Genomic DNA, 16,812 nt, shown 5'->3' with positions numbered 1-16,812 from the left:
GTCACTGGATGCATTCCCACGCGGAGCGTGGGAATGATCAGTTAGACGGGTATTCGCGGTGCATCTGCCCCAGCAGCGCATCCTTGTCATTCCACAGCTGATTGATCCAGCCCTGAAACTCCAGGCGATACACCCCATCCTGGTCGTAGTTCTTGCCAACGAACTGCGGCGGAATCTTCAACTCCTGAAAGTGCACCACCACGTCCTTCACGTTCCCACAGAGCAAATCCCAATAACCCGGACGCCCGGCCGGATAGTGGATGGTCACGTTGACGATGGCTTCCAGCTGGTCGCCCATGGCATCCAGCACGAAGGCAATGCCACCCGCTTTCGGCTTGAGCAGGTAGCGGAACGGTGAGCTCTGCTGTATGTGCTTGCCTTCGGTGAAGCGCGTGCCTTCGACGAAGTTGAAAATTCCCACCGGGTTATTGCGGAACTTGTCACAGGTCTTGCGGGTGGTTTCCAGGTCTTTGCCTTTCTTCTCTGGATGCTTCTCCAGATAGGCTTTGGAGTAACGTTTCATGAAAGGAAAACCGAGTGCCCACCACGCCAGACCAATTACCGGCACCCAGATCAGTTGCTGTTTGAGGAAGAACTTCAGCGGGCGGATGCGACGATTGAGCACGTATTGCAACACCATGATGTCGACCCAGCTCTGGTGGTTGCTGGTGATCAGGTACGAGTGCTGATAGTCCAGGCCTTCCAGCCCGCTGAGCTGCCAGCGTGTGTGCCCGAGCAGGTCCATCCAGGCCTTGTTGTTGCTGATCCAGGTTTCGTGGATATGGCCCATCAGCCAGTCGGTGAAACGCTGGGCGGCGGGGAAGGGCAGCAGCAGTTTGAAGATCGCCACCACGAACAACGGCGTGCAGCAGGCAATCGTGTTCAGTGCCAACAACAGCGAAGCAATCACGCCGCGCAGGGGTGCAGGTAGAAAATCCAGCATTTAAAGATCCATAGGTCGGTTGGCAGCCTGGATCGCGGTCAACGCGATGGTGTAGACAATGTCGTCGACCTGCGCGCCGCGCGGCAGGTCGTTCACCGGTTTGCGCAAGCCTTGCAGCATCGGCCCGAGGCTGACGCAGTCGGCGCTGCGCTGCACGGCTTTGTGGGTGGTGTTGCCGGTGTTCAGGTCGGGGAACACGAACACCGTGGCACGACCGGCCACCTGACTGTTCGGCGCCAGTTGTCGGGCCACGGTTTCGTTGGCGGCGGCGTCGTACTGTAATGGGCCGTCGATCAACAGCGAGTGTTGCTGTTCGTGGGCAAGCAATGTCGCCTCGCGAACCTTCTCGACTTCTTCACCACTGGCCGACTCGCCACTGGAGTAGCTGATCATCGCCACGCGCGGAATGATGCCGAACGCCGCTGCCGAGTCGGCGCTTTGCAAGGCGATCTCGGCCAGTTCGCTGGCGCTCGGGTGCGGGTTCATCACGCAATCGCCGTAAACCAGCACTTCTTCCGGAAACAGCATGAAGAACACCGAGGACACCAGGGTGCAGCCCGGAGCCGTTTTAATAAGCTGCAGGGCCGGGCGGATGGTGTTGGCGGTGGAGTGAATGACCCCGGACACCAGCCCGTCGACTTCATCCAGCGCCAGCATCATGGTGCCGATCACCACGGGGTCTTCCAGTTGCTGCTCGGCCATCGGCGCGTTGAGGCTTTTAGTCTTGCGCAGCGCAACCATAGGCTCGACGTAACGCTCACGGATCAGGTCCGGGTCGAGGATTTCCAGGCCTGGTGGCAACTCGATGCCTTGGGCGCGGGCGACCGCTTCGACGTCCGCCGGTTTGGCCAGCAACACGCAGCGGGCAATGCCGCGCGCCTGACAGATCGCCGCGGCTTGCACGGTTAACGGTTCGCTGCCTTCGGGCAACACGATGCGCTTGTTGGCGGCTTGGGCGCGCTGGATCAGTTGATAGCGGAACACTGCTGGCGACAGACGCATTTCCCGTGGCGTACCGCAGCGCTGGTGCAGCCAGTTGGCGTCGAGATGGCTGGCGACAAAATCGGTGATGATCTCCGCACGTTCGCGGTCGTCGATCGGGATTTCCTTGTTCAAACCGTTCAACTGGTTGGCGGTGTCGTAAGAACCCGTGCTGACCGACAACACCGGCAAGCCGGCCTGCAAGGCGCCACGGCACAAATCCATGATGCGCGGGTCGGGCAGGGTGTCGCTGGTCAGCAACAGGCCGGCCAGGGGCACGCCGTTCATCGCCGCGAGGCTGACGGCGAGGATGATGTCGTCACGATCGCCGGGGGTTACCACCAGTACGCCGGGCTTGAGCAGCTCCACAGTGTTGCGCACGGTGCGGGCGCAAATGATGATGTTGGTCATGCGCCGGGTTTCGTAGTCGCCGGCGTTGAGCACCTGAGCCCCCATCAGGTCGGCCACGTCGCGGGTGCGCGGTGCGTTCAGTTCCGGTTGAAACGGGATGCAACCGAGCAGACGGAAATCGCCGCTGCGCAGCAACGGTGAGTGTTCCTTCAGGCGCGAGGCGAAGGCGTCCATGCTTTCGTCGGTCTTGACCTTGTTGAGGATCACGCCCAGCACTTTCGGGTCTTTCGGCCCGCCGAACAATTGCGCCTGCAACTCCACCCGGCCCGACAATTCGGTCAGTACTTCGTTTTCCGGTGCCGAGACCAGAATCACCTCGGCGTCGAGGCTCTTGGCCAAATGCAGGTTGACCCGCGCCGCGTAACTGGCGCTGCGGGTCGGGACCATGCCTTCGACGATCAGCACATCCTTGCCGACAGCGGCTTGCTGATAAAGGGTGATGATTTCTTCGAGCAGTTCGTCCAGCTGGCCGTCGCCGAGCATCCGCTCAACGTGGGCCAGGCCCAACGGCTGAGGCGGTTTCAAGCCGTGGGTGCGGGCCACCAGTTCGGTAGAGCGTTCAGGGCCCGTGTCGCCCGGGTGCGGCTGGGCAATCGGTTTGAAAAAGCCGACTTTGAGACCGGCCCGCTCAAGCGTACGCACCAGCCCGAGGCTGATGGAGGTCAGACCCACACCAAAATCGGTGGGCGCGATAAAAAAAGTTTGCATGCGGATTCTCTGGAGGTGCATGGCAGTGGCGATCATCTATATCTGACGATCTGCCTAAATCAGTCGTCAAGGTTATCGCTAACCGAGCCTTGTGCGCACCATCCGCAATCAAAGGACTGGCCTATTTTTTCATTACGCAGCAAAGGGTCCAGCACCCAGGCCCGGGATTGCCACGGGGGCTGATGCCGCAGGTGTTGGGTATGGCCGCAGGAAAGCTCGGCCACCCAGTGGCCATCCTCGTCCTGATGAAAGCCTGTGACGGTCGAGGCTTTCGTCGCGCCCCGTCTGTCCGGGTTGTGTTCGCTTTCGGGCGATTGCTTCGCTAAACTTGGACATTCATCTTTCTTATGCAAAAGGTCTCGCCCCATGCTGATCGCCGCCAATAAGGCTGTCTCCATCGACTATACCCTGACCAACGACGCTGGTGAGGTCATCGACAGCTCCGCCGGCGGCGCGCCGCTGGTCTACCTGCAAGGCGCAGGTAATATCATCCCGGGCCTGGAAAAGGCACTGGAAGGCAAAGCAGTCGGTGACGAACTGACTGTCGCCGTAGAACCTGAAGATGCCTACGGCGAATACGCTGCCGAACTGGTCAGCACTCTGAGCCGCAGCATGTTCGAAGGCGTAGACGAGCTGGAAGTGGGCATGCAGTTCCACGCTTCCGCGCCGGACGGCCAGATGCAGATCGTCACCATTCGCGATCTGGACGGCGACGATGTCACCGTTGATGGCAACCACCCGTTGGCCGGTCAGCGCTTGAATTTCCAGGTCAAGATCATCGACATCCGTGACGCCAGCCAGGAAGAAATCGCTCATGGTCACGTCCATGGCGAAGGTGGCCATCACCACTGATTTTCTGCGCTAAGCTCAGAGAGCTAGAGAGGCGCCCGAGGGCGCCTTTTTAGTCCGCGGCGGTCTTCGATGGCGCCGCCAAGTAGCTGTTTTGAGAAGAACACTGGAATTTGGAGTTCGTCATGAGTGCTTTTCACGACCTTAAACTGACAGCCCTGGATGGTCAGGAGCTACCTCTGGCGCCCTTCAAGGGGCGTGTCGTGCTGGTGGTCAACGTCGCCTCCAAATGTGGTTTGACCCCACAGTACGCGGCGCTGGAAAAACTCTATCAGCAATACAAGGACAAGGGGTTCAGTGTGCTGGGCTTGCCGTGCAACCAGTTTGCCGGGCAGGAACCGGGCACCGAGCAGGAGATCCAGGCATTCTGCAGCCTCAACTATGGCGTGACCTTTCCGTTGTCCAGCAAGCTGGAAGTCAACGGTCACGAGCGTCATCAGTTGTATCGCCTGCTGGCGGGCGAGGGCGCGGAGTTCCCGGGCGACATCACCTGGAACTTCGAGAAATTCCTGTTAGGCAAGGACGGTCGCGTGCTGGCGCGTTTCTCGCCTCGTACGGCGCCGGATGATTCTTCTGTCATCCAGGCGATCGAAAAAGCGCTGAGCTGAGTTCCCCTCTGTAGGAACGAGGCTGCCCGCGAAAGCGGTCGGTCAGTCGACATCTTCGCTGACTGGCCTGACGCCTTCGCGAGCAAGCCTCGCGCCTACAATACTTCCTGTTTTTTTATCTTAATCACTGCAATCAATAGTGCTGTTCATTACGCTGCGTGCTCCATATTATCGCCGTCATAAAGTCGATATCCCGTGGAGCGTCCCATGCCTGTCAAAGCCCTGTTCAAGCCTTTTCACCTAGGCGCTCTCGAGTTGCCGACCCGCGTCGTCATGGCGCCGATGACCCGCTCGTTTTCGCCGGGCGGCGTGCCCAATTCCAAAGTGATCGAGTACTACCGTCGTCGCGCCGCCGCCGGGGTTGGGCTGATCATCACCGAAGGCACCACTGTCGGTCACAAGGCCTCCAACGGCTACCCGAACGTGCCGCACTTCTATGGTGAAGCGGCGTTGGGCGGCTGGAAAAAAGTCGTCGATGCGGTGCATGCCGAAGGCGGCAAGATCGTTCCGCAACTGTGGCATGTGGGTAGCGTGCGCCGCATCGGCACCGAGCCGGACGCCAGCGTGCCGGGTTACGGCCCGTCGGAAAAGCTGAAGGACGGTCAGGTCGTGGTTCACGGCATGACCAAGGAAGATATTCAGGAGGTGATTGCCGCGTTCGCCCAAGCTGCCAAAGACGCTCAGAGCATCGGCATGGACGGCGTGGAAATCCACGGTGCCCACGGTTATCTGGTGGACCAGTTTTTCTGGGAAGGCAGCAACCAGCGTACCGATGAATACGGTGGCAGCCTGGCAAACCGTTCGCGCTTCGCCATCGAACTGATTCAGGCGGTACGTGCAGCAGTCGGTGAGGATTTCCCTATCATCTTCCGTTTCTCCCAGTGGAAGCAGCAGGACTACACCGCGCGTTTGGTGCAAACCCCGGAAGCCTTGGGTGAGTTCCTCAAGCCATTGTCCGATGCCGGCGTGGACATTTTCCACTGCTCGACGCGGCGTTTCTGGGAGCCGGAGTTCGACGGCTCCGAGCTGAACCTGGCCGGCTGGACCCGCAAGCTCACCGGCAAGCCGACTATCACCGTCGGTAGCGTTGGCCTGGACGGCGAGTTCCTGCAATTCATGGTCAACACCGACAAGATCGCCCAACCGGCCAGCCTGGAAAAACTGCTGGAGCGTTTGAACAACGACGAGTTCGATCTGGTGGCAGTGGGGCGTGCATTGCTGGTGGACCCGGACTGGGCGCAGAAAGTGCGGGACGGTCGTGAGCAGGACATTCTGCCGTTCAGCCGTGAGGCGTTGATGACGCTGGTTTAAGCGGCATCCGGGCGGGCCTCTTCGCGGGCAAGCCTCGCTCCAGGTTAGTGTCGGTCACACTCTTTTGACCCGATACAAACCCTGTAGGCGCGAGGCTTGCCCGCGAAGCTTTTCAGGGTAATGTCTGTGCATCAGGAACCACCAACTCCCCAACACAAGCCCCGCGCAACTGCCCCTCGAACTGCTCGATAATCGCCGCCCACCCCTGACGGCTCGCATGCTGGCGCGCATTAAGGCGCACGCAGCGCAAGGTTTCGCGCTCCTCCAGCAGCCAACGTGCCGCATCGCAGAACGCTTGTTCATCCCCGGGCATTGCCAGTACGCCGTTGTAGCCATGGCGAATATGCTGAGCCGCCGCGGCCTGATCGTACGCCACCACCCCCAAGCCTGAGGCCAATGCTTCAAGCACCACATTGCCGAAGGTTTCGGTCAGGCTTGGAAACAGAAACACATCCCCCGACGCATAGTGACTGGCCAAGGCTTCGCCGCGTTGTGAGCCGCAGAAAATCGCTTCGGGCAATTCCTTTTCCAGCATCGATCGTTGCGGACCGTCACCGACCACAATCAATTTCATGTTTCGCTGTGGATAAGTCAGTTTCAGCGTGTCGAAACACCACTTGAGCAAGCCAAGATTCTTCTCCGGGGCCAAGCGTCCTACGTGGATGAAGGCAATATCATCCTGGGCCAGTCCCCATTGCTCGCGCAGTGATTTCAGTCGTCTGGCTGGATGAAACAACTGGCTGTCGACGCCTCGAGAGAGCAACGCCAGGCGCTCGAAGCTGCGGCGTTCCAGTTCCAGTCGCTGGCTGGCGCTGGGCACCAGGGTCAGGGTCGAGCGATTGTGAAACCAGCGCAGGTAGTGAGTCAGCAACCGCGTCAGCAGCCCGAGGCCGTACTGGCTGGAGTACTGCTGGAAATTGGTATGAAAGCCGCTGACCACGGAAATCCCCAAGCGCCGTGCCGCGCGCAATGCCGACAACCCCAGCGGTCCTTCGGTGGCGATGTACAACACGTCCGGGCGATGCCGTTTCCAGCGCCGCAGCAGCTTGTGCATCGACGACTGACCCCATTGCAGGCCGGGGTAACCTGGCAGCGGCCAGCCTCGACACAACAGCAACTCATCGTTGCTACCCATGAGCGGGTCGCCACCCTGACGTGGTCGCACCAACTCGACCTGATGCCCACGCGCGCGCAAACCGTCGAACAAGCGGCCAAGGGTATTGGCCACGCCGTTGATTTCCGGAGGGAAGGTTTCGGTGATCAGGGTGATATGCAGAGTTGTCGTCATGACCTCAGTGTCGGCTGAGGCCATGTCGTCATTGTGACGGTGGGATGATGGATTTGTGACGCGATTAACGGCGCTCTGCCACCAGATTTTCCGCGCCACGCTCACGCACCCAGAACAGCGTTGCCCCAGCCACGGCCGCCGGCATCATCAGAATGTTGACCACCGGAATCAGCAACACCAGATACACGCTCCCGCCGAAGCCGAGGCTCTGCCAGCGCTTCTGCCGCAGCCAGGCGAGCATTTCGTTCCAGCCGAGTTTGTGGTTATCCGCCGGGTAGTCGATGTACTGGATCGCCATCATCCACACCCCGAACAACAGCCACAGCGGCGCGGCGATGATGTTGACCACCGGGATGAACGACAGGATGAACAGCCCGATGGCCCTGGGCAGGAAGTAGCCGAGTTTGCGCATTTCCCGGGACAGGGTGCGCGGGATCATGGCGATCAGTTCGCCCCAGCTGAAGGCCGGGAAGTCGTCGGTGCCTCGCACTACTACTTCGACTTTTTCCGCCAGGAAGCCATTGAATGGCGCGGCGATGACGTTGGCCAGCATGGTGAAGGTGAAAAACACCATCAACACCACCAACACGACGAATATCGGCCAGAGGATGTAGCTGAGGAAGTTCAGCCAATCGGGCAGGGACGGCATCAGCGTATCGACCCACATACTGAATTGATGGCCAGCCAGATAGATCAATCCGACGAACAGCACCAGGTTGATCGCCAGCGGCAATAACACGAACAAGCGCAGGCTTGGGCTCAGGACCAGCTTGAGGCCCTCGCGCAGGTATTGCGGGCCAGACAGAACGGGGGCGGGCATAACGTGCTCCGAGCAAAGGGTAAACGCGCCGACCTTACCGGCTTTGCCTGACAGGCGAAAGCGCGGTAGCAGCATCGACATTCACTGTAACAAAGGCGTCTATAAATTCGCGACAACGACATAGAGACCGCCTATGAGCTGGATTGTTAAACCGTATTTCCTTAATCTTCGCCCCCTCGATACGCTGCACCCATTCTTTTACAGGACTGTCGAGCCCAAGCCTTCCCCAAGTGCTTTCAACGGTCCTTTTTTATTCCCGCCGGCAATCCGGCGTTCCGCGCCCAGTGTTTCGGGCCCGGTCAACAGGAGCAGGTCATGTCTGAAGTTCGTCATTCGCGAGTGATTATTCTCGGTTCCGGCCCTGCCGGTTACAGCGCCGCGGTTTATGCTGCCCGTGCCAACCTCAAGCCACTGCTGATCACTGGCATGCAGGCTGGCGGTCAACTGACCACCACCACCGAAGTCGACAACTGGCCGGGCGACGTCCATGGCCTGACCGGCCCGGCGCTGATGGAGCGGATGAAAGAGCACGCCGAGCGCTTTGAAACCGAGATCGTGTTCGATCACATCAATGCCGTGGACTTCGCCGCCAAGCCGTACACCCTGATTGGCGACAGCGCGACTTACACCTGCGACGCCCTGATCATCGCCACCGGCGCCAGCGCCCGTTACCTGGGCCTGCCGTCGGAAGAAACATTCATGGGCAAAGGCGTTTCGGCCTGCGCGACCTGCGACGGTTTCTTCTATCGCAACAAGCCAGTGGCTGTGGTGGGTGGCGGTAATACGGCTGTGGAAGAAGCCCTGTACCTGGCCAACATCGCCAGCACCGTCACCTTGATCCACCGTCGCGAAACGTTCCGCGCCGAGAAGATCCTGATCGACAAGCTGAATGCCCGGGTTGCCGAAGGCAAGATCGTCCTGAAGCTGAACTCGACCCTGGACGAAGTGTTGGGCGACAACATGGGCGTGACCGGTGCTCGCCTGAAGAACAACGACGGCAGCTTCGACGAGCTGAAAGTCGACGGCGTGTTCATCGCGATCGGCCACACCCCGAACACTTCGTTGTTCGAAGGCCAGCTGACGTTGAAAGACGGCTACCTGGTTGTGCAGGGCGGCCGTGACGGCAACGCCACTGCGACCAACCTCGAAGGTATCTTCGCCGCCGGTGACGTGGCTGACCACGTTTACCGTCAAGCCATCACCTCGGCCGGCGCCGGCTGCATGGCGGCACTGGATGCCGAGCGCTACTTGGACGATCTGCAGAACGCTTGATTCTGATTCTGTAGAAAGTAAAAAACCGGCTTCGGCCGGTTTTTTTGTGCCTTCAGATAAATGCAGTAAGCCTGTGGGAGCGGGCTTGCCCGCGATAGCAATTTATCAGTCAACATTAGTGTCGCCTGACCCACCGCTATCGCGGGCAAGCCCGCTCCCACAGGATGTCCGTCGACTTTTATGCTCAAGCCAATTTCTTCAGGCACGCCTCAAGGATATCCAGCCCTTCCTCCAGCACCGCGTCCTCAGTGGTCAACGGCGCCAGCAGCCGAATGATGTGTCGCGACTTGCCGCTGGGCATCAGCAGCAAGCCCGAATCGCGCGCGAGAGCCAGTAGCTGTGTCAGTTGCGCCGAGGCCGGTGTGCCGTCGGCATTGATCAGCTCGATGCCGCGCATGGCACCGACGCCGGTCAAGCGGCCCAGATACGGTGACAGTTCGCGGGCTCGCCAGGATTCGTAGCGGCTGACAATCGCTTCTTCCTGTTGCGCGCCCCAGGCGTGCAGGTGCGCGTCAGTCATTTCGTCCAGGGTCGCCAACGCGGCGGCGCAGGCGATGGGGTTGCCCGAATAGGTGCCGCCCAATCCGCCCTTGGGCAAGTTATCGAGTAGCGACTTGCGCCCGACAACCGCACCCAGCGGCACGCCGCCGGCAATGCTTTTGCCGAGCAGGATCAGGTCCGGCTCAATGCCCAGTCGCGAGAACGCAAACCGCTGGCCGGTGCGGCCGAAGCCGGACTGGATTTCATCGGCGATCAGCAGGATGCCTTTGTCATCACAGAAACGCTTTAGCACTTGGGCGAACTCCACATCCATCGCCAGGAAACCCGCTTCGCCCTGCACCGGTTCGACGATAAAACAGGCCACGTCATCAACATCGATCTCGACGCTGAACAGCCGCTCCATGGCTTTCAGGGCCTCGGCACAGGTCACATCATTGTCTTTGCTGGGGAAGGGCAGGTGAAACACCGGCCCCGGTAGCACACCGACTTTCTGTTTGTAGGGCGCGACTTTGCCGTTGAGGTTGAGGGTGGCGAGCGTGCGACCGTGAAAGGCGCCGTCGAAGGCGATGACTGTCGTGCGACCGGTGGCGCCACGGACGATCTTCAGGGCGTTTTCCGCCGCTTCCGCACCGCTGTTGGTGAGCATGCCGCTGACCGGGTAATCCACCGGAATAAACGCCGTCAGGCGATCCATGAGTTCGAGGTAAGGCGCATGGGGAGCGGCGTTGAACGCGTAGTGGGTCAGCCGGGTGGCCTGTTCGCAAATGGCCTCGACGATGCGCGGATGGCAATGGCCGAGGTTCAGCACACCGATACCACCGACAAAATCGATGTAGCGTTTGCCATCGGTGTCCCAGACTTCGGCGTTTTTGCCATGGCTGAGCGTGACGGGATGAACGATGTTGATTGACCGACTGATGTTTTCGCTGCTCATGGATACCGGACTCAGAAGAAGGGTTTCTTCTTTTTATCTAAGCCGCGAGCAGCGGTGCCCGGCAAACGAAATAAAGTTGCCGGGTCAATATTAAAAGTCGGGATGTGGTGCTCCTACAAAAAGCTTTTAGCGGCGAGTCAGCGGCTGCTGAGTGAACTTCACACCGGCCAAACCATGGGCGATCAGCGCGCGGATATTGCCATGGTCACTGCCTTCCGGCGTGGCCACCACCGAGCGGTAATGCTCGCCAAATGCCAATAGCGCTTCTTCATCGCTCAGACCTTCCAGCAATGCCAGACCCAGGGTCTTGCACGAACCTTCGTTCTGCCCGGCGGCATTTTCGACGCCGCCGTTATTGAACGCCTGGGGTTGATAGTCGTAACCGGCGGCAATGAATGCCAGGGTATCGGCGAAAGCGTGTTCGCCGCTCTTGAGGCTGGCGCGCAGGGTGTTCAAATCACTCATTGGGTTTTCCTTTGGCGAACGCCGCTTGCTGGTCGGCGCTGGCTTCTTTCTGGTATTGGGCTTTCCACTCGGCGTACGGCATGCCGTAAACCACTTCGCGGGCTTCATCGAGACTGACGTCGATCTGGCGTTCATCGGCGGCGGCCTTGTACCACTTGGACAGGCAGTTGCGGCAGAAACCCGAGAGGTTCATCAGGTCGATGTTCTGCACGTCCTTGCGGCTGTCCAGGTGGGCAACCAGCCGGCGAAAGGCGGCGGCTTCAAGTTCCAGGCGTTGTTGATCGTTCATGATGGGCTCTGTGCAATCAAATCGTGGCGCGGATGATAAAAGCCTGGCGACCGATGCGCCAGACGCGGTCAGCGGCTCGCGGCCAGGGTAATCGATACCGACTCGGCGAAGCGCAAGGCATGGGGTTTGTCGACTTCGACTTCGGCGTACAACACCGACTCGTTGGCCATGATCAGGTCCAGCAATTCCTGAGTCAGGCGCTCGAGCAGGGCAAAGCGATTGCCCTCCACGTGGGCGATGATCGCCTTGGTGATGGTGCGGTAGTTCAACGCGTGATCGATATCGTTGTCACGCACTGCATCCTGGGCGGCGTACAGGATGGTCAGGTTGATCAGCACATCCTGCTTGTTGAGGATTTCGTCCTCGTTGATCCCGATGAAAGTTCGCAAACACAGGTCCTTGACCCGGATGCGTGCCATTCCTGGTTGAAGTTGTGGCATTGCTACTTGCTCCGTCCAATCAATTGCAGGAACTCCTGGCGGGTGTTACTCGACTCGCGGAAGGCGCCGAGCATCACCGAGGTGTTCATGGTCGAATTCTGTTTTTCGACGCCGCGCATCATCATGCACATGTGCTGGGCTTCGATGACCACCGCGACACCGGCGGCGTCGGTCACTTGCTGCACGGCATCGGCGATTTGCCGGGTGAGGTTTTCCTGGATTTGCAGTCGGCGGGCGAACATATCCACAAGCCGCGCAATCTTCGACAGCCCCAGCACCTTGCCCGTTGGAATATAAGCCACATGAGCCTTGCCGATGAAGGGCAGCATGTGATGTTCACAGAGCGAGTACAGCTCGATGTTGTCGACGATGATCATTTCATCGTTGTCTGAGGCAAACAGCGCGCCGTTGACGATTTCTTCGACACTTTGTTCGTAACCATGACACAGGTATTGCATCGCCTTGGCGGCGCGAACCGGAGTGTCTTGGAGTCCTTCGCGGTCGGGGTTTTCACCGAGGCCGATCAGGATCTCGCGATAGTTCTGGGACAGGGTGTTCTGGGGCAGGAATAACGTCATGGGACATCCTCGCGGGAGCGGCTTATTTGACGTGCCGTCCGCCGTTGACGGTCAGGGTCGTGCCGGTGACATAAGGGTTGTCTAGCAAATAGCGCAGGCTCTGGTAGATCACTTCGCTGCCGGGCTCGATGCCCAGTGCCGATTTGGCCAGAACCCTGGCGCGGTACGCCGCGTCGTCGTCGGGATTGAACAGTAGCAGGGCTGGGGCGATACCGTTGACCTTGATGTCGGGCGCGTATTTCGCGGCAAAGGACAGCGTCAGGCTGTCGAGCCCGGCTTTGCTGGCGCAGTAGCCGATGTGCTTGCTGCTGCCCCGGCGAGTCACGTCATCGCTGATGTGCACGATGTCGGCGGGGCTCGAGCGTTTGAGCAAGTCGGCACAGTGCAGGTTGATCAGGTAAGGCGCCAGCATGTGCACGCTGAACATGCGGGTGAAGGCTGCGGCTTCGGTGCCCGGGGTTTCGGCCAGCCATTCGGAGGCGTTATGGATAATCGCCCGCAAACTGTCGGTGTGGTTTTTCAGTTCGCCGATGAACGCGAGGATTCCGGCCTCGCTGGAAAAATCCGCAAACACCGCGCTCGCCCCCAGATCGCGCAGGGCTTGCACACCAGGCCGTTCGCTGCGGTAGCTGAAAATGACCGAATGGCCGTCTTCGAGCAAACGCTGCGCACAGTGCAGGCCGACACGCTGGCCGGCACCGGTGATGAGGATTGGGGCTGCGGAAGAGGTCATGAACGGCTCGCGTCGCGGTAAGAGCAAAACTATACCAGCGACGGGAGTTGTTCACCTACGTCCTGCGATGGCGTCAAAGCGGTTATTGATTTTGGGTGGTGGATGCTGCGGGCATCGGACGCGCCGATGGGGTGTGCAGCCACCCGGCCAGCAGGCGCGTCGACAGCGGAATGAAGAAATACACCATCAATGGCGTCAGGCACAGGGTGCTGACAAACACGCGGGTCAGCAAACCAGTCTCAGCCAGTAGAGGCCCCAATACAAAGTTGAACAACAGGGACACCGGAAAGAACGCCAGCCAGATCGCCACGGCCTGTTTCCAGCGTGGGGGGCGTTGGCCGACCGCGCCGAACCAGCCATCGATGCCACTGACCCGATGTTCCGAAGGGTTGGCAAACAGATCACCGCCACGTCCCAGCCAGGCAGTGCGTGATGCGGAATGCTCCCAGGCGTGCATGGTCTGCTCGTCGGCGAAGCGAAAGATAATCTGGAATTCGTCATCGTCGGGCGGCGGAGCGAGCACGCCAGAGCCGAGGTAACCGGGGAAGTCGGTGGCCAGTTGTTCGCCTTCGCGCAACCAGGCCATGAGGTCCTGATAACGCCCATTGGCGACGCGGCGCGCAACCATCAGCGTGACGGGTGAGGTAGACATTTTGTATCTCCGTATTACAAATGCGTCGCTCCGGGTAGGAGCTTTCGCTGGACACAACGCCGGGATAGGTGGGCTGCGTCTGGGAACAAGCAAGGATTATACCTTGGACTTAAGTACCAAAATCTTCAACGACGCGTTGAATGCTGCTGGTGCAATAGCGTTAGAATGGATCCAAATTTATACATGGACGTAATTCTTAATGCCTGTGGTGACCGACCTTGCACCTGGCTTGCCTTCCATCACCCCCCTGATTCGAGAAGAACTGTTTCCGATTCGTGAGGTATCGCGCCTGACAGGGGTCACCCCGGTCACGCTACGCGCATGGGAGCGGCGTTATGGTTTGATACAACCCACCCGCACCGAAAGTGGGCACCGTTTGTATTCAATGACTGATATCGAACGTGTTCGCAGCATCGTCGGCTGGATCGAACGCGGTGTCGCGGTCAGCAAAGTCGGCAAAATATTGGCCAAGACTGAACCGCTCAAAGTATTGGCACAGATCATCCCCAATGAACTCGTTCAGACCGATTACGACCGATGGCAGCAGCAGGTCCAGACCGCGGTGAGTGCTTTTGACGAAGTTCAACTGGAGCTCGTCTACGGTCAGATTTTTTCCAGTTACCCGCTGACCGTGGTGTTTCAGGACATTCTGATTCCGATCTGGAAGTTATTGCTACAACGCCATGAAGCATTCGGTCAGACGAGCGAGTGGCTTTTTCTGGATGGTTTTCTACGTGCTCGAGTGTTGCAACGCTTGCTGCTGGTGCGAGTCATGCAACCGCGACGAGTGATTGTCTGCGCCTTGGCCGACCAATGTCGTGAACTCGAAGTGCTGCTCACGGCGCTGTATCTGAGCAGTGTCGATTCGGCTATTCAGTTGTTGGCGATTGGTCAGCCTTTCGACGAGTTGATTCTGATCTGTGAGAAGATCAAACCCAAGGCATTGGTGCTGGTTTCTAGTCACGCACCGGCCAGCGAACTGCCTCGACGTTTAAATCGTCTGGCCATGAGTGTGGATTGTCAGGTGTTATTGGCAGGAGACGCGTCGGATCTGGCGCAGGAGAGCCTGGGTGGATCGTCGGTTGGTTGCCTGGGAAACGAGGGGTTATTGATGCGCCAGCGTCTGAAACAATTCCTGGCAGGAAACCTGGATACCTGAGATTCAGATATGCAGTGAAGGATGAGTCAGACGATGCTGCTGAAGGATGTACTGACGCAGACGTTCGGTTTCGTCCTTGTCGCTCTGGCTCAACTCATAAGCGTAGAAACCCTGCTCGGTTTCACGCTCGAAGGTGCCGCGCAACGCAATCCGCTCATAACCTGACGGGCTGAACCACAACGCGAAATGCTTTGGCGCCTTGGTTTTGTTGCGAACTTCCAACAATACCCCTTTGAACGATATTTCGTGCACCCACATCGTGCCGGGTTGCCCCTTGGCATTTTCCAGCGCCACGGGTTCTTCGAGCGCCAGGCGCCATGGCCGGATCATCGGCCCGTCTTCATAAATGCTGGGGACGCCGAGGCGTAGATGCATGGCGTGAAATTCATCTTCCACCAGGTGCAGCGGGAAGGTCATTTGCTGATTTTCGAAAGTGGCCTGGATGGTGACTTGCTCATGAGCGGCCAGGCGTGTGAGCAAATCACGAATCTGCGAACCACCGTTGACGAGCAGGCTCGACGTCGCATCCCGCACATTGAGTTGCGGGTTGTGTTGCATGTTCTGGATAAAATCCAGCTCATCCTGCGTCAGGAGTGCGTCGCGCTGCATGATTTGCTCGAAAGGAATAATTACAAAGTCATCGGTGATTGTAGTAAATGACCATTAATTCGCTGTTTGGTTTGAGCCGTTCGTCGTTTTGAGTGCGACTATTTCTGCCTGTGCCTCGGCCAATTGCGCTTCCAGCTGCGCGACTCGCTGCTGCGCCTTGACCTGAACCGTGACGTCTTTCTGCACCCCGACGAAATAGGTCTGCCCGTCGTGCGGGTTTTTTACCGTGGAAAGCGACAGTTCGTTCCAGAACGGGGTGCCGTCCTTGCGGTAATTCCTGAGGATTTCCCGGCAGGAGCCACCACTGTCCAACGCCTGCCGAATCAAGGTGAGGGATGCCTGATCCCGGTCTCCTGCCTGCAAAAAACGGCAATCCTGGTAAAGGATTTCTTCGCTGCTATAACCGGTCAGGCGTTCGAATGCCGGGTTAACGTAAATCAGGATGTTGTCTTGCTCGCCTTCCTTTTCGGCAATCACGATGCCGTCGTTGGAAGCGTCGATCACCATTTGCAGTAGAGAGGCATTGATCATCGCAGAGTCCTTTGCGTATGGATTGATACACTGCATTCTAAAAGATCAATGAGGGCGGTGCTGTTAATATCTCGTACTTTTATTTAGATTCAGGATCAGATTGATGAAAGTCGCCATCCTTTCCGGCTCGGTGTACGGCACGGCTGAAGAAGTCGCCCGCCACGCTGCAAGCATTTTGAACGCCGCCGGTTTTGAAACCTGGCACAACCCCCGCGCGACACTCGCCGATGTTCAGGCGTTTGGCCCCGAAGCATTTCTGGCGGTGACCTCGACCACCGGCATGGGCGAGTTGCCGGACAATCTGCAGCCGTTGTATTTCGCCATCCGCGATCAATTGCCCGCCGCCTGGCGTGGCTTGCCGGGCGCGGTGATCGGTTTGGGCGACTCCAGTTATGGCGATACGTTCTGCGGCGGCGGTGAGCAAATGCGTGAATTGTTTGGCGAACTGGGCGTGCGCGAAGTCCTGCCGATGCTGCGACTGGACGCCAGCGAAACCGTGACGCCGGAAACCGACGCCGAGCCTTGGCTGGCAGACTTGGTCAGCGTTCTGCGGGACTGACTGGCCTTTATTGGCGGCAGTGCTCTGAGATGGATCCAGACTCACCCGCGCACTGACTCGCTCGGCCATCAAGCTGGCTGCCAATGCAACTACACGAAGTCCGGGGGCTGACTAGACTGCTGTAACGCAGCAAAAACAATAAAAAGCAGAAAAATAAAAAAGGGAATTCAT

At 58.8% G+C, this 16,812-nt stretch carries 20 protein-coding genes; 6 read left to right on the top strand and 14 right to left on the bottom strand.

Annotation, left to right across the window (positions count from 1 at the left end; translation table 11 throughout):
- Positions 1–37 precede the first annotated feature (37 nt).
- From MMG91_RS19970 to MMG91_RS19960, 3 genes are read right to left on the bottom strand one after another with little or no spacing between them, the layout of a single operon-like run.
- A complete protein-coding gene (locus MMG91_RS19970) occupies positions 38–943 on the bottom strand; it encodes an acyltransferase (protein ID WP_305448230.1) in 906 nt (301 codons plus the stop codon).
- Complete coding sequence (pta, locus tag MMG91_RS19965) at positions 944–3,043, bottom strand: phosphate acetyltransferase (protein WP_310660480.1); 2,100 nt, start codon at positions 3,041–3,043, stop codon at positions 944–946.
- A gap of 59 nt (positions 3,044–3,102) precedes the next feature.
- Positions 3,103–3,441 (bottom strand): DUF3565 domain-containing protein, encoded by a 339-nt coding sequence (locus MMG91_RS19960; RefSeq protein ID WP_305448232.1) that lies wholly within the window; start codon positions 3,439–3,441, stop codon positions 3,103–3,105.
- Between MMG91_RS19960 and MMG91_RS19955 the strand changes: the two genes are divergently transcribed.
- The 3 genes from MMG91_RS19955 to MMG91_RS19945 all read left to right on the top strand — a co-directional run bounded on the left by MMG91_RS19955 (position 3,410) and on the right by MMG91_RS19945 (position 5,811).
- Positions 3,410–3,895 (top strand): peptidylprolyl isomerase, encoded by a 486-nt coding sequence (locus MMG91_RS19955; protein ID WP_007901600.1) that lies wholly within the window; start codon positions 3,410–3,412, stop codon positions 3,893–3,895. The two genes, MMG91_RS19960 and MMG91_RS19955, sit on opposite strands and share 32 nt — an antisense overlap.
- A 122-nt stretch (positions 3,896–4,017) precedes the next feature.
- Positions 4,018–4,500: a glutathione peroxidase gene (locus MMG91_RS19950; protein ID WP_305504573.1), complete on the top strand. Its 483-nt coding sequence runs from the start codon at positions 4,018–4,020 to the stop codon at positions 4,498–4,500.
- Between the two features lie 207 nt (positions 4,501–4,707).
- Positions 4,708–5,811: an NADH:flavin oxidoreductase gene (locus tag MMG91_RS19945; RefSeq protein ID WP_305448235.1), complete on the top strand. Its 1,104-nt coding sequence runs from the start codon at positions 4,708–4,710 to the stop codon at positions 5,809–5,811.
- A 112-nt stretch (positions 5,812–5,923) separates the two neighbouring features.
- Here MMG91_RS19945 and MMG91_RS19940 read toward each other — a convergent pair whose 3' ends face one another.
- Both MMG91_RS19940 and cysZ read right to left on the bottom strand, forming a co-directional pair.
- Positions 5,924–7,123 (bottom strand): glycosyltransferase family 1 protein, encoded by a 1,200-nt coding sequence (locus MMG91_RS19940; protein WP_305448236.1) that lies wholly within the window; start codon positions 7,121–7,123, stop codon positions 5,924–5,926.
- Positions 7,124–7,163: 40 nt separating this feature from the next.
- Positions 7,164–7,919, bottom strand: a complete 756-nt coding sequence (gene cysZ, locus MMG91_RS19935) for a sulfate transporter CysZ (protein WP_305423481.1) — start codon at positions 7,917–7,919, stop codon at positions 7,164–7,166.
- Between the two features lie 315 nt (positions 7,920–8,234).
- Between cysZ and trxB the strand changes: the two genes are divergently transcribed.
- Positions 8,235–9,191, top strand: coding sequence for a thioredoxin-disulfide reductase (gene trxB / locus MMG91_RS19930; protein WP_008070552.1), 957 nt, complete (start codon positions 8,235–8,237; stop codon positions 9,189–9,191).
- 184 nt (positions 9,192–9,375) lie between these two features.
- Here trxB and MMG91_RS19925 read toward each other — a convergent pair whose 3' ends face one another.
- The 7 genes from MMG91_RS19925 to MMG91_RS19895 all read right to left on the bottom strand — a co-directional run bounded on the left by MMG91_RS19925 (position 9,376) and on the right by MMG91_RS19895 (position 13,783).
- Positions 9,376–10,626, bottom strand: coding sequence for an aspartate aminotransferase family protein (locus MMG91_RS19925; protein ID WP_310660479.1), 1,251 nt, complete (start codon positions 10,624–10,626; stop codon positions 9,376–9,378).
- A gap of 126 nt (positions 10,627–10,752) precedes the next feature.
- A complete protein-coding gene (locus MMG91_RS19920; protein ID WP_027924562.1) occupies positions 10,753–11,091 on the bottom strand; it encodes a HopJ type III effector protein in 339 nt (112 codons plus the stop codon).
- A complete protein-coding gene (locus MMG91_RS19915) occupies positions 11,084–11,380 on the bottom strand; it encodes a DUF1244 domain-containing protein (protein WP_018927179.1) in 297 nt (98 codons plus the stop codon). Before MMG91_RS19915 ends, MMG91_RS19920 begins: the two co-directional genes overlap by 8 nt.
- A gap of 68 nt (positions 11,381–11,448) precedes the next feature.
- Positions 11,449–11,820 carry a dihydroneopterin triphosphate 2'-epimerase gene (folX, locus tag MMG91_RS19910; RefSeq protein WP_007942179.1) on the bottom strand — a complete coding sequence of 124 codons (372 nt, stop codon included), beginning with the start codon at positions 11,818–11,820 and terminating at the stop codon, positions 11,449–11,451.
- A 2-nt stretch (positions 11,821–11,822) separates the two neighbouring features.
- Positions 11,823–12,398: a GTP cyclohydrolase I FolE gene (gene folE, locus MMG91_RS19905; protein WP_305504577.1), complete on the bottom strand. Its 576-nt coding sequence runs from the start codon at positions 12,396–12,398 to the stop codon at positions 11,823–11,825.
- 22 nt (positions 12,399–12,420) lie between these two features.
- Positions 12,421–13,131 (bottom strand): dihydromonapterin reductase, encoded by a 711-nt coding sequence (folM, locus tag MMG91_RS19900; protein WP_310660478.1) that lies wholly within the window; start codon positions 13,129–13,131, stop codon positions 12,421–12,423.
- Positions 13,132–13,213: 82 nt separating this feature from the next.
- Complete coding sequence (locus MMG91_RS19895; RefSeq protein ID WP_310660477.1) at positions 13,214–13,783, bottom strand: antibiotic biosynthesis monooxygenase; 570 nt, start codon at positions 13,781–13,783, stop codon at positions 13,214–13,216.
- 199 nt (positions 13,784–13,982) lie between these two features.
- Here MMG91_RS19895 and MMG91_RS19890 point away from each other — a divergent pair, with 199 nt between their 5' ends.
- Positions 13,983–14,942: a MerR family transcriptional regulator gene (locus MMG91_RS19890; RefSeq protein WP_310660476.1), complete on the top strand. Its 960-nt coding sequence runs from the start codon at positions 13,983–13,985 to the stop codon at positions 14,940–14,942.
- A gap of 3 nt (positions 14,943–14,945) precedes the next feature.
- On the opposite strand, the gene MMG91_RS19885 is transcribed toward MMG91_RS19890, so the two are convergent.
- Together MMG91_RS19885 and MMG91_RS19880 are read right to left on the bottom strand one after the other, a co-directional pair.
- Entirely contained in the window at positions 14,946–15,551 is a 606-nt protein-coding gene (locus MMG91_RS19885) for a hypothetical protein (RefSeq protein WP_305448242.1), read from the bottom strand.
- Between the two features lie 54 nt (positions 15,552–15,605).
- The gene (locus tag MMG91_RS19880; RefSeq protein ID WP_310660475.1) at positions 15,606–16,082 is read right to left on the bottom strand and encodes a PAS domain-containing protein; all 477 of its coding nucleotides are present in this window, start codon (positions 16,080–16,082) and stop codon (positions 15,606–15,608) included.
- A gap of 103 nt (positions 16,083–16,185) precedes the next feature.
- On the opposite strand from MMG91_RS19880, the gene MMG91_RS19875 reads away from it, so the two are divergent.
- Positions 16,186–16,641 carry a flavodoxin gene (locus tag MMG91_RS19875; RefSeq protein WP_305448244.1) on the top strand — a complete coding sequence of 152 codons (456 nt, stop codon included), beginning with the start codon at positions 16,186–16,188 and terminating at the stop codon, positions 16,639–16,641.
- The last annotated feature ends 171 nt before the right edge of the window (positions 16,642–16,812 follow it).

Source organism: Pseudomonas sp. JL3, assembly GCF_031570575.1.
GTDB classification, from domain to species: domain Bacteria; phylum Pseudomonadota; class Gammaproteobacteria; order Pseudomonadales; family Pseudomonadaceae; genus Aquipseudomonas; species Aquipseudomonas cucumis.
Note: the sequence above shows the minus strand (reverse complement) of the source record. Positions and strands in the feature narration are given on the sequence as shown.

Bases quoted from the DNA above. Each gene is read 5' to 3' on its own strand.
- MMG91_RS19940 (WP_305448236.1), bottom strand. From the start codon at position 7,123: ATGGCCTCAGCCGACACTGAGGTCATGACGACAACTCTGCATATCACC.
- folX (WP_007942179.1), bottom strand. From the start codon at position 11,820: ATGCCACAACTTCAACCAGGAATGGCACGCATCCGGGTCAAGGACCTG.
- cysZ (WP_305423481.1), bottom strand. From the start codon at position 7,919: ATGCCCGCCCCCGTTCTGTCTGGCCCGCAATACCTGCGCGAGGGCCTC.
- MMG91_RS19925 (WP_310660479.1), bottom strand. From the start codon at position 10,626: ATGAGCAGCGAAAACATCAGTCGGTCAATCAACATCGTTCATCCCGTC.
- MMG91_RS19970 (WP_305448230.1), bottom strand. From the start codon at position 943: ATGCTGGATTTTCTACCTGCACCCCTGCGCGGCGTGATTGCTTCGCTG.
- MMG91_RS19890 (WP_310660476.1), top strand. From the start codon at position 13,983: ATGCCTGTGGTGACCGACCTTGCACCTGGCTTGCCTTCCATCACCCCC.
- MMG91_RS19920 (WP_027924562.1), bottom strand. From the start codon at position 11,091: ATGAGTGATTTGAACACCCTGCGCGCCAGCCTCAAGAGCGGCGAACAC.
- folE (WP_305504577.1), bottom strand. From the start codon at position 12,398: ATGACGTTATTCCTGCCCCAGAACACCCTGTCCCAGAACTATCGCGAG.
- MMG91_RS19945 (WP_305448235.1), top strand. From the start codon at position 4,708: ATGCCTGTCAAAGCCCTGTTCAAGCCTTTTCACCTAGGCGCTCTCGAG.
- MMG91_RS19955 (WP_007901600.1), top strand. From the start codon at position 3,410: ATGCTGATCGCCGCCAATAAGGCTGTCTCCATCGACTATACCCTGACC.
- MMG91_RS19950 (WP_305504573.1), top strand. From the start codon at position 4,018: ATGAGTGCTTTTCACGACCTTAAACTGACAGCCCTGGATGGTCAGGAG.
- trxB (WP_008070552.1), top strand. From the start codon at position 8,235: ATGTCTGAAGTTCGTCATTCGCGAGTGATTATTCTCGGTTCCGGCCCT.
- pta (WP_310660480.1), bottom strand. From the start codon at position 3,043: ATGCAAACTTTTTTTATCGCGCCCACCGATTTTGGTGTGGGTCTGACC.
- MMG91_RS19895 (WP_310660477.1), bottom strand. From the start codon at position 13,783: ATGTCTACCTCACCCGTCACGCTGATGGTTGCGCGCCGCGTCGCCAAT.
- MMG91_RS19880 (WP_310660475.1), bottom strand. From the start codon at position 16,082: ATGATCAATGCCTCTCTACTGCAAATGGTGATCGACGCTTCCAACGAC.
- MMG91_RS19960 (WP_305448232.1), bottom strand. From the start codon at position 3,441: ATGGAGACAGCCTTATTGGCGGCGATCAGCATGGGGCGAGACCTTTTG.
- MMG91_RS19885 (WP_305448242.1), bottom strand. From the start codon at position 15,551: ATGCAGCGCGACGCACTCCTGACGCAGGATGAGCTGGATTTTATCCAG.
- MMG91_RS19875 (WP_305448244.1), top strand. From the start codon at position 16,186: ATGAAAGTCGCCATCCTTTCCGGCTCGGTGTACGGCACGGCTGAAGAA.
- folM (WP_310660478.1), bottom strand. From the start codon at position 13,131: ATGACCTCTTCCGCAGCCCCAATCCTCATCACCGGTGCCGGCCAGCGT.
- MMG91_RS19915 (WP_018927179.1), bottom strand. From the start codon at position 11,380: ATGAACGATCAACAACGCCTGGAACTTGAAGCCGCCGCCTTTCGCCGG.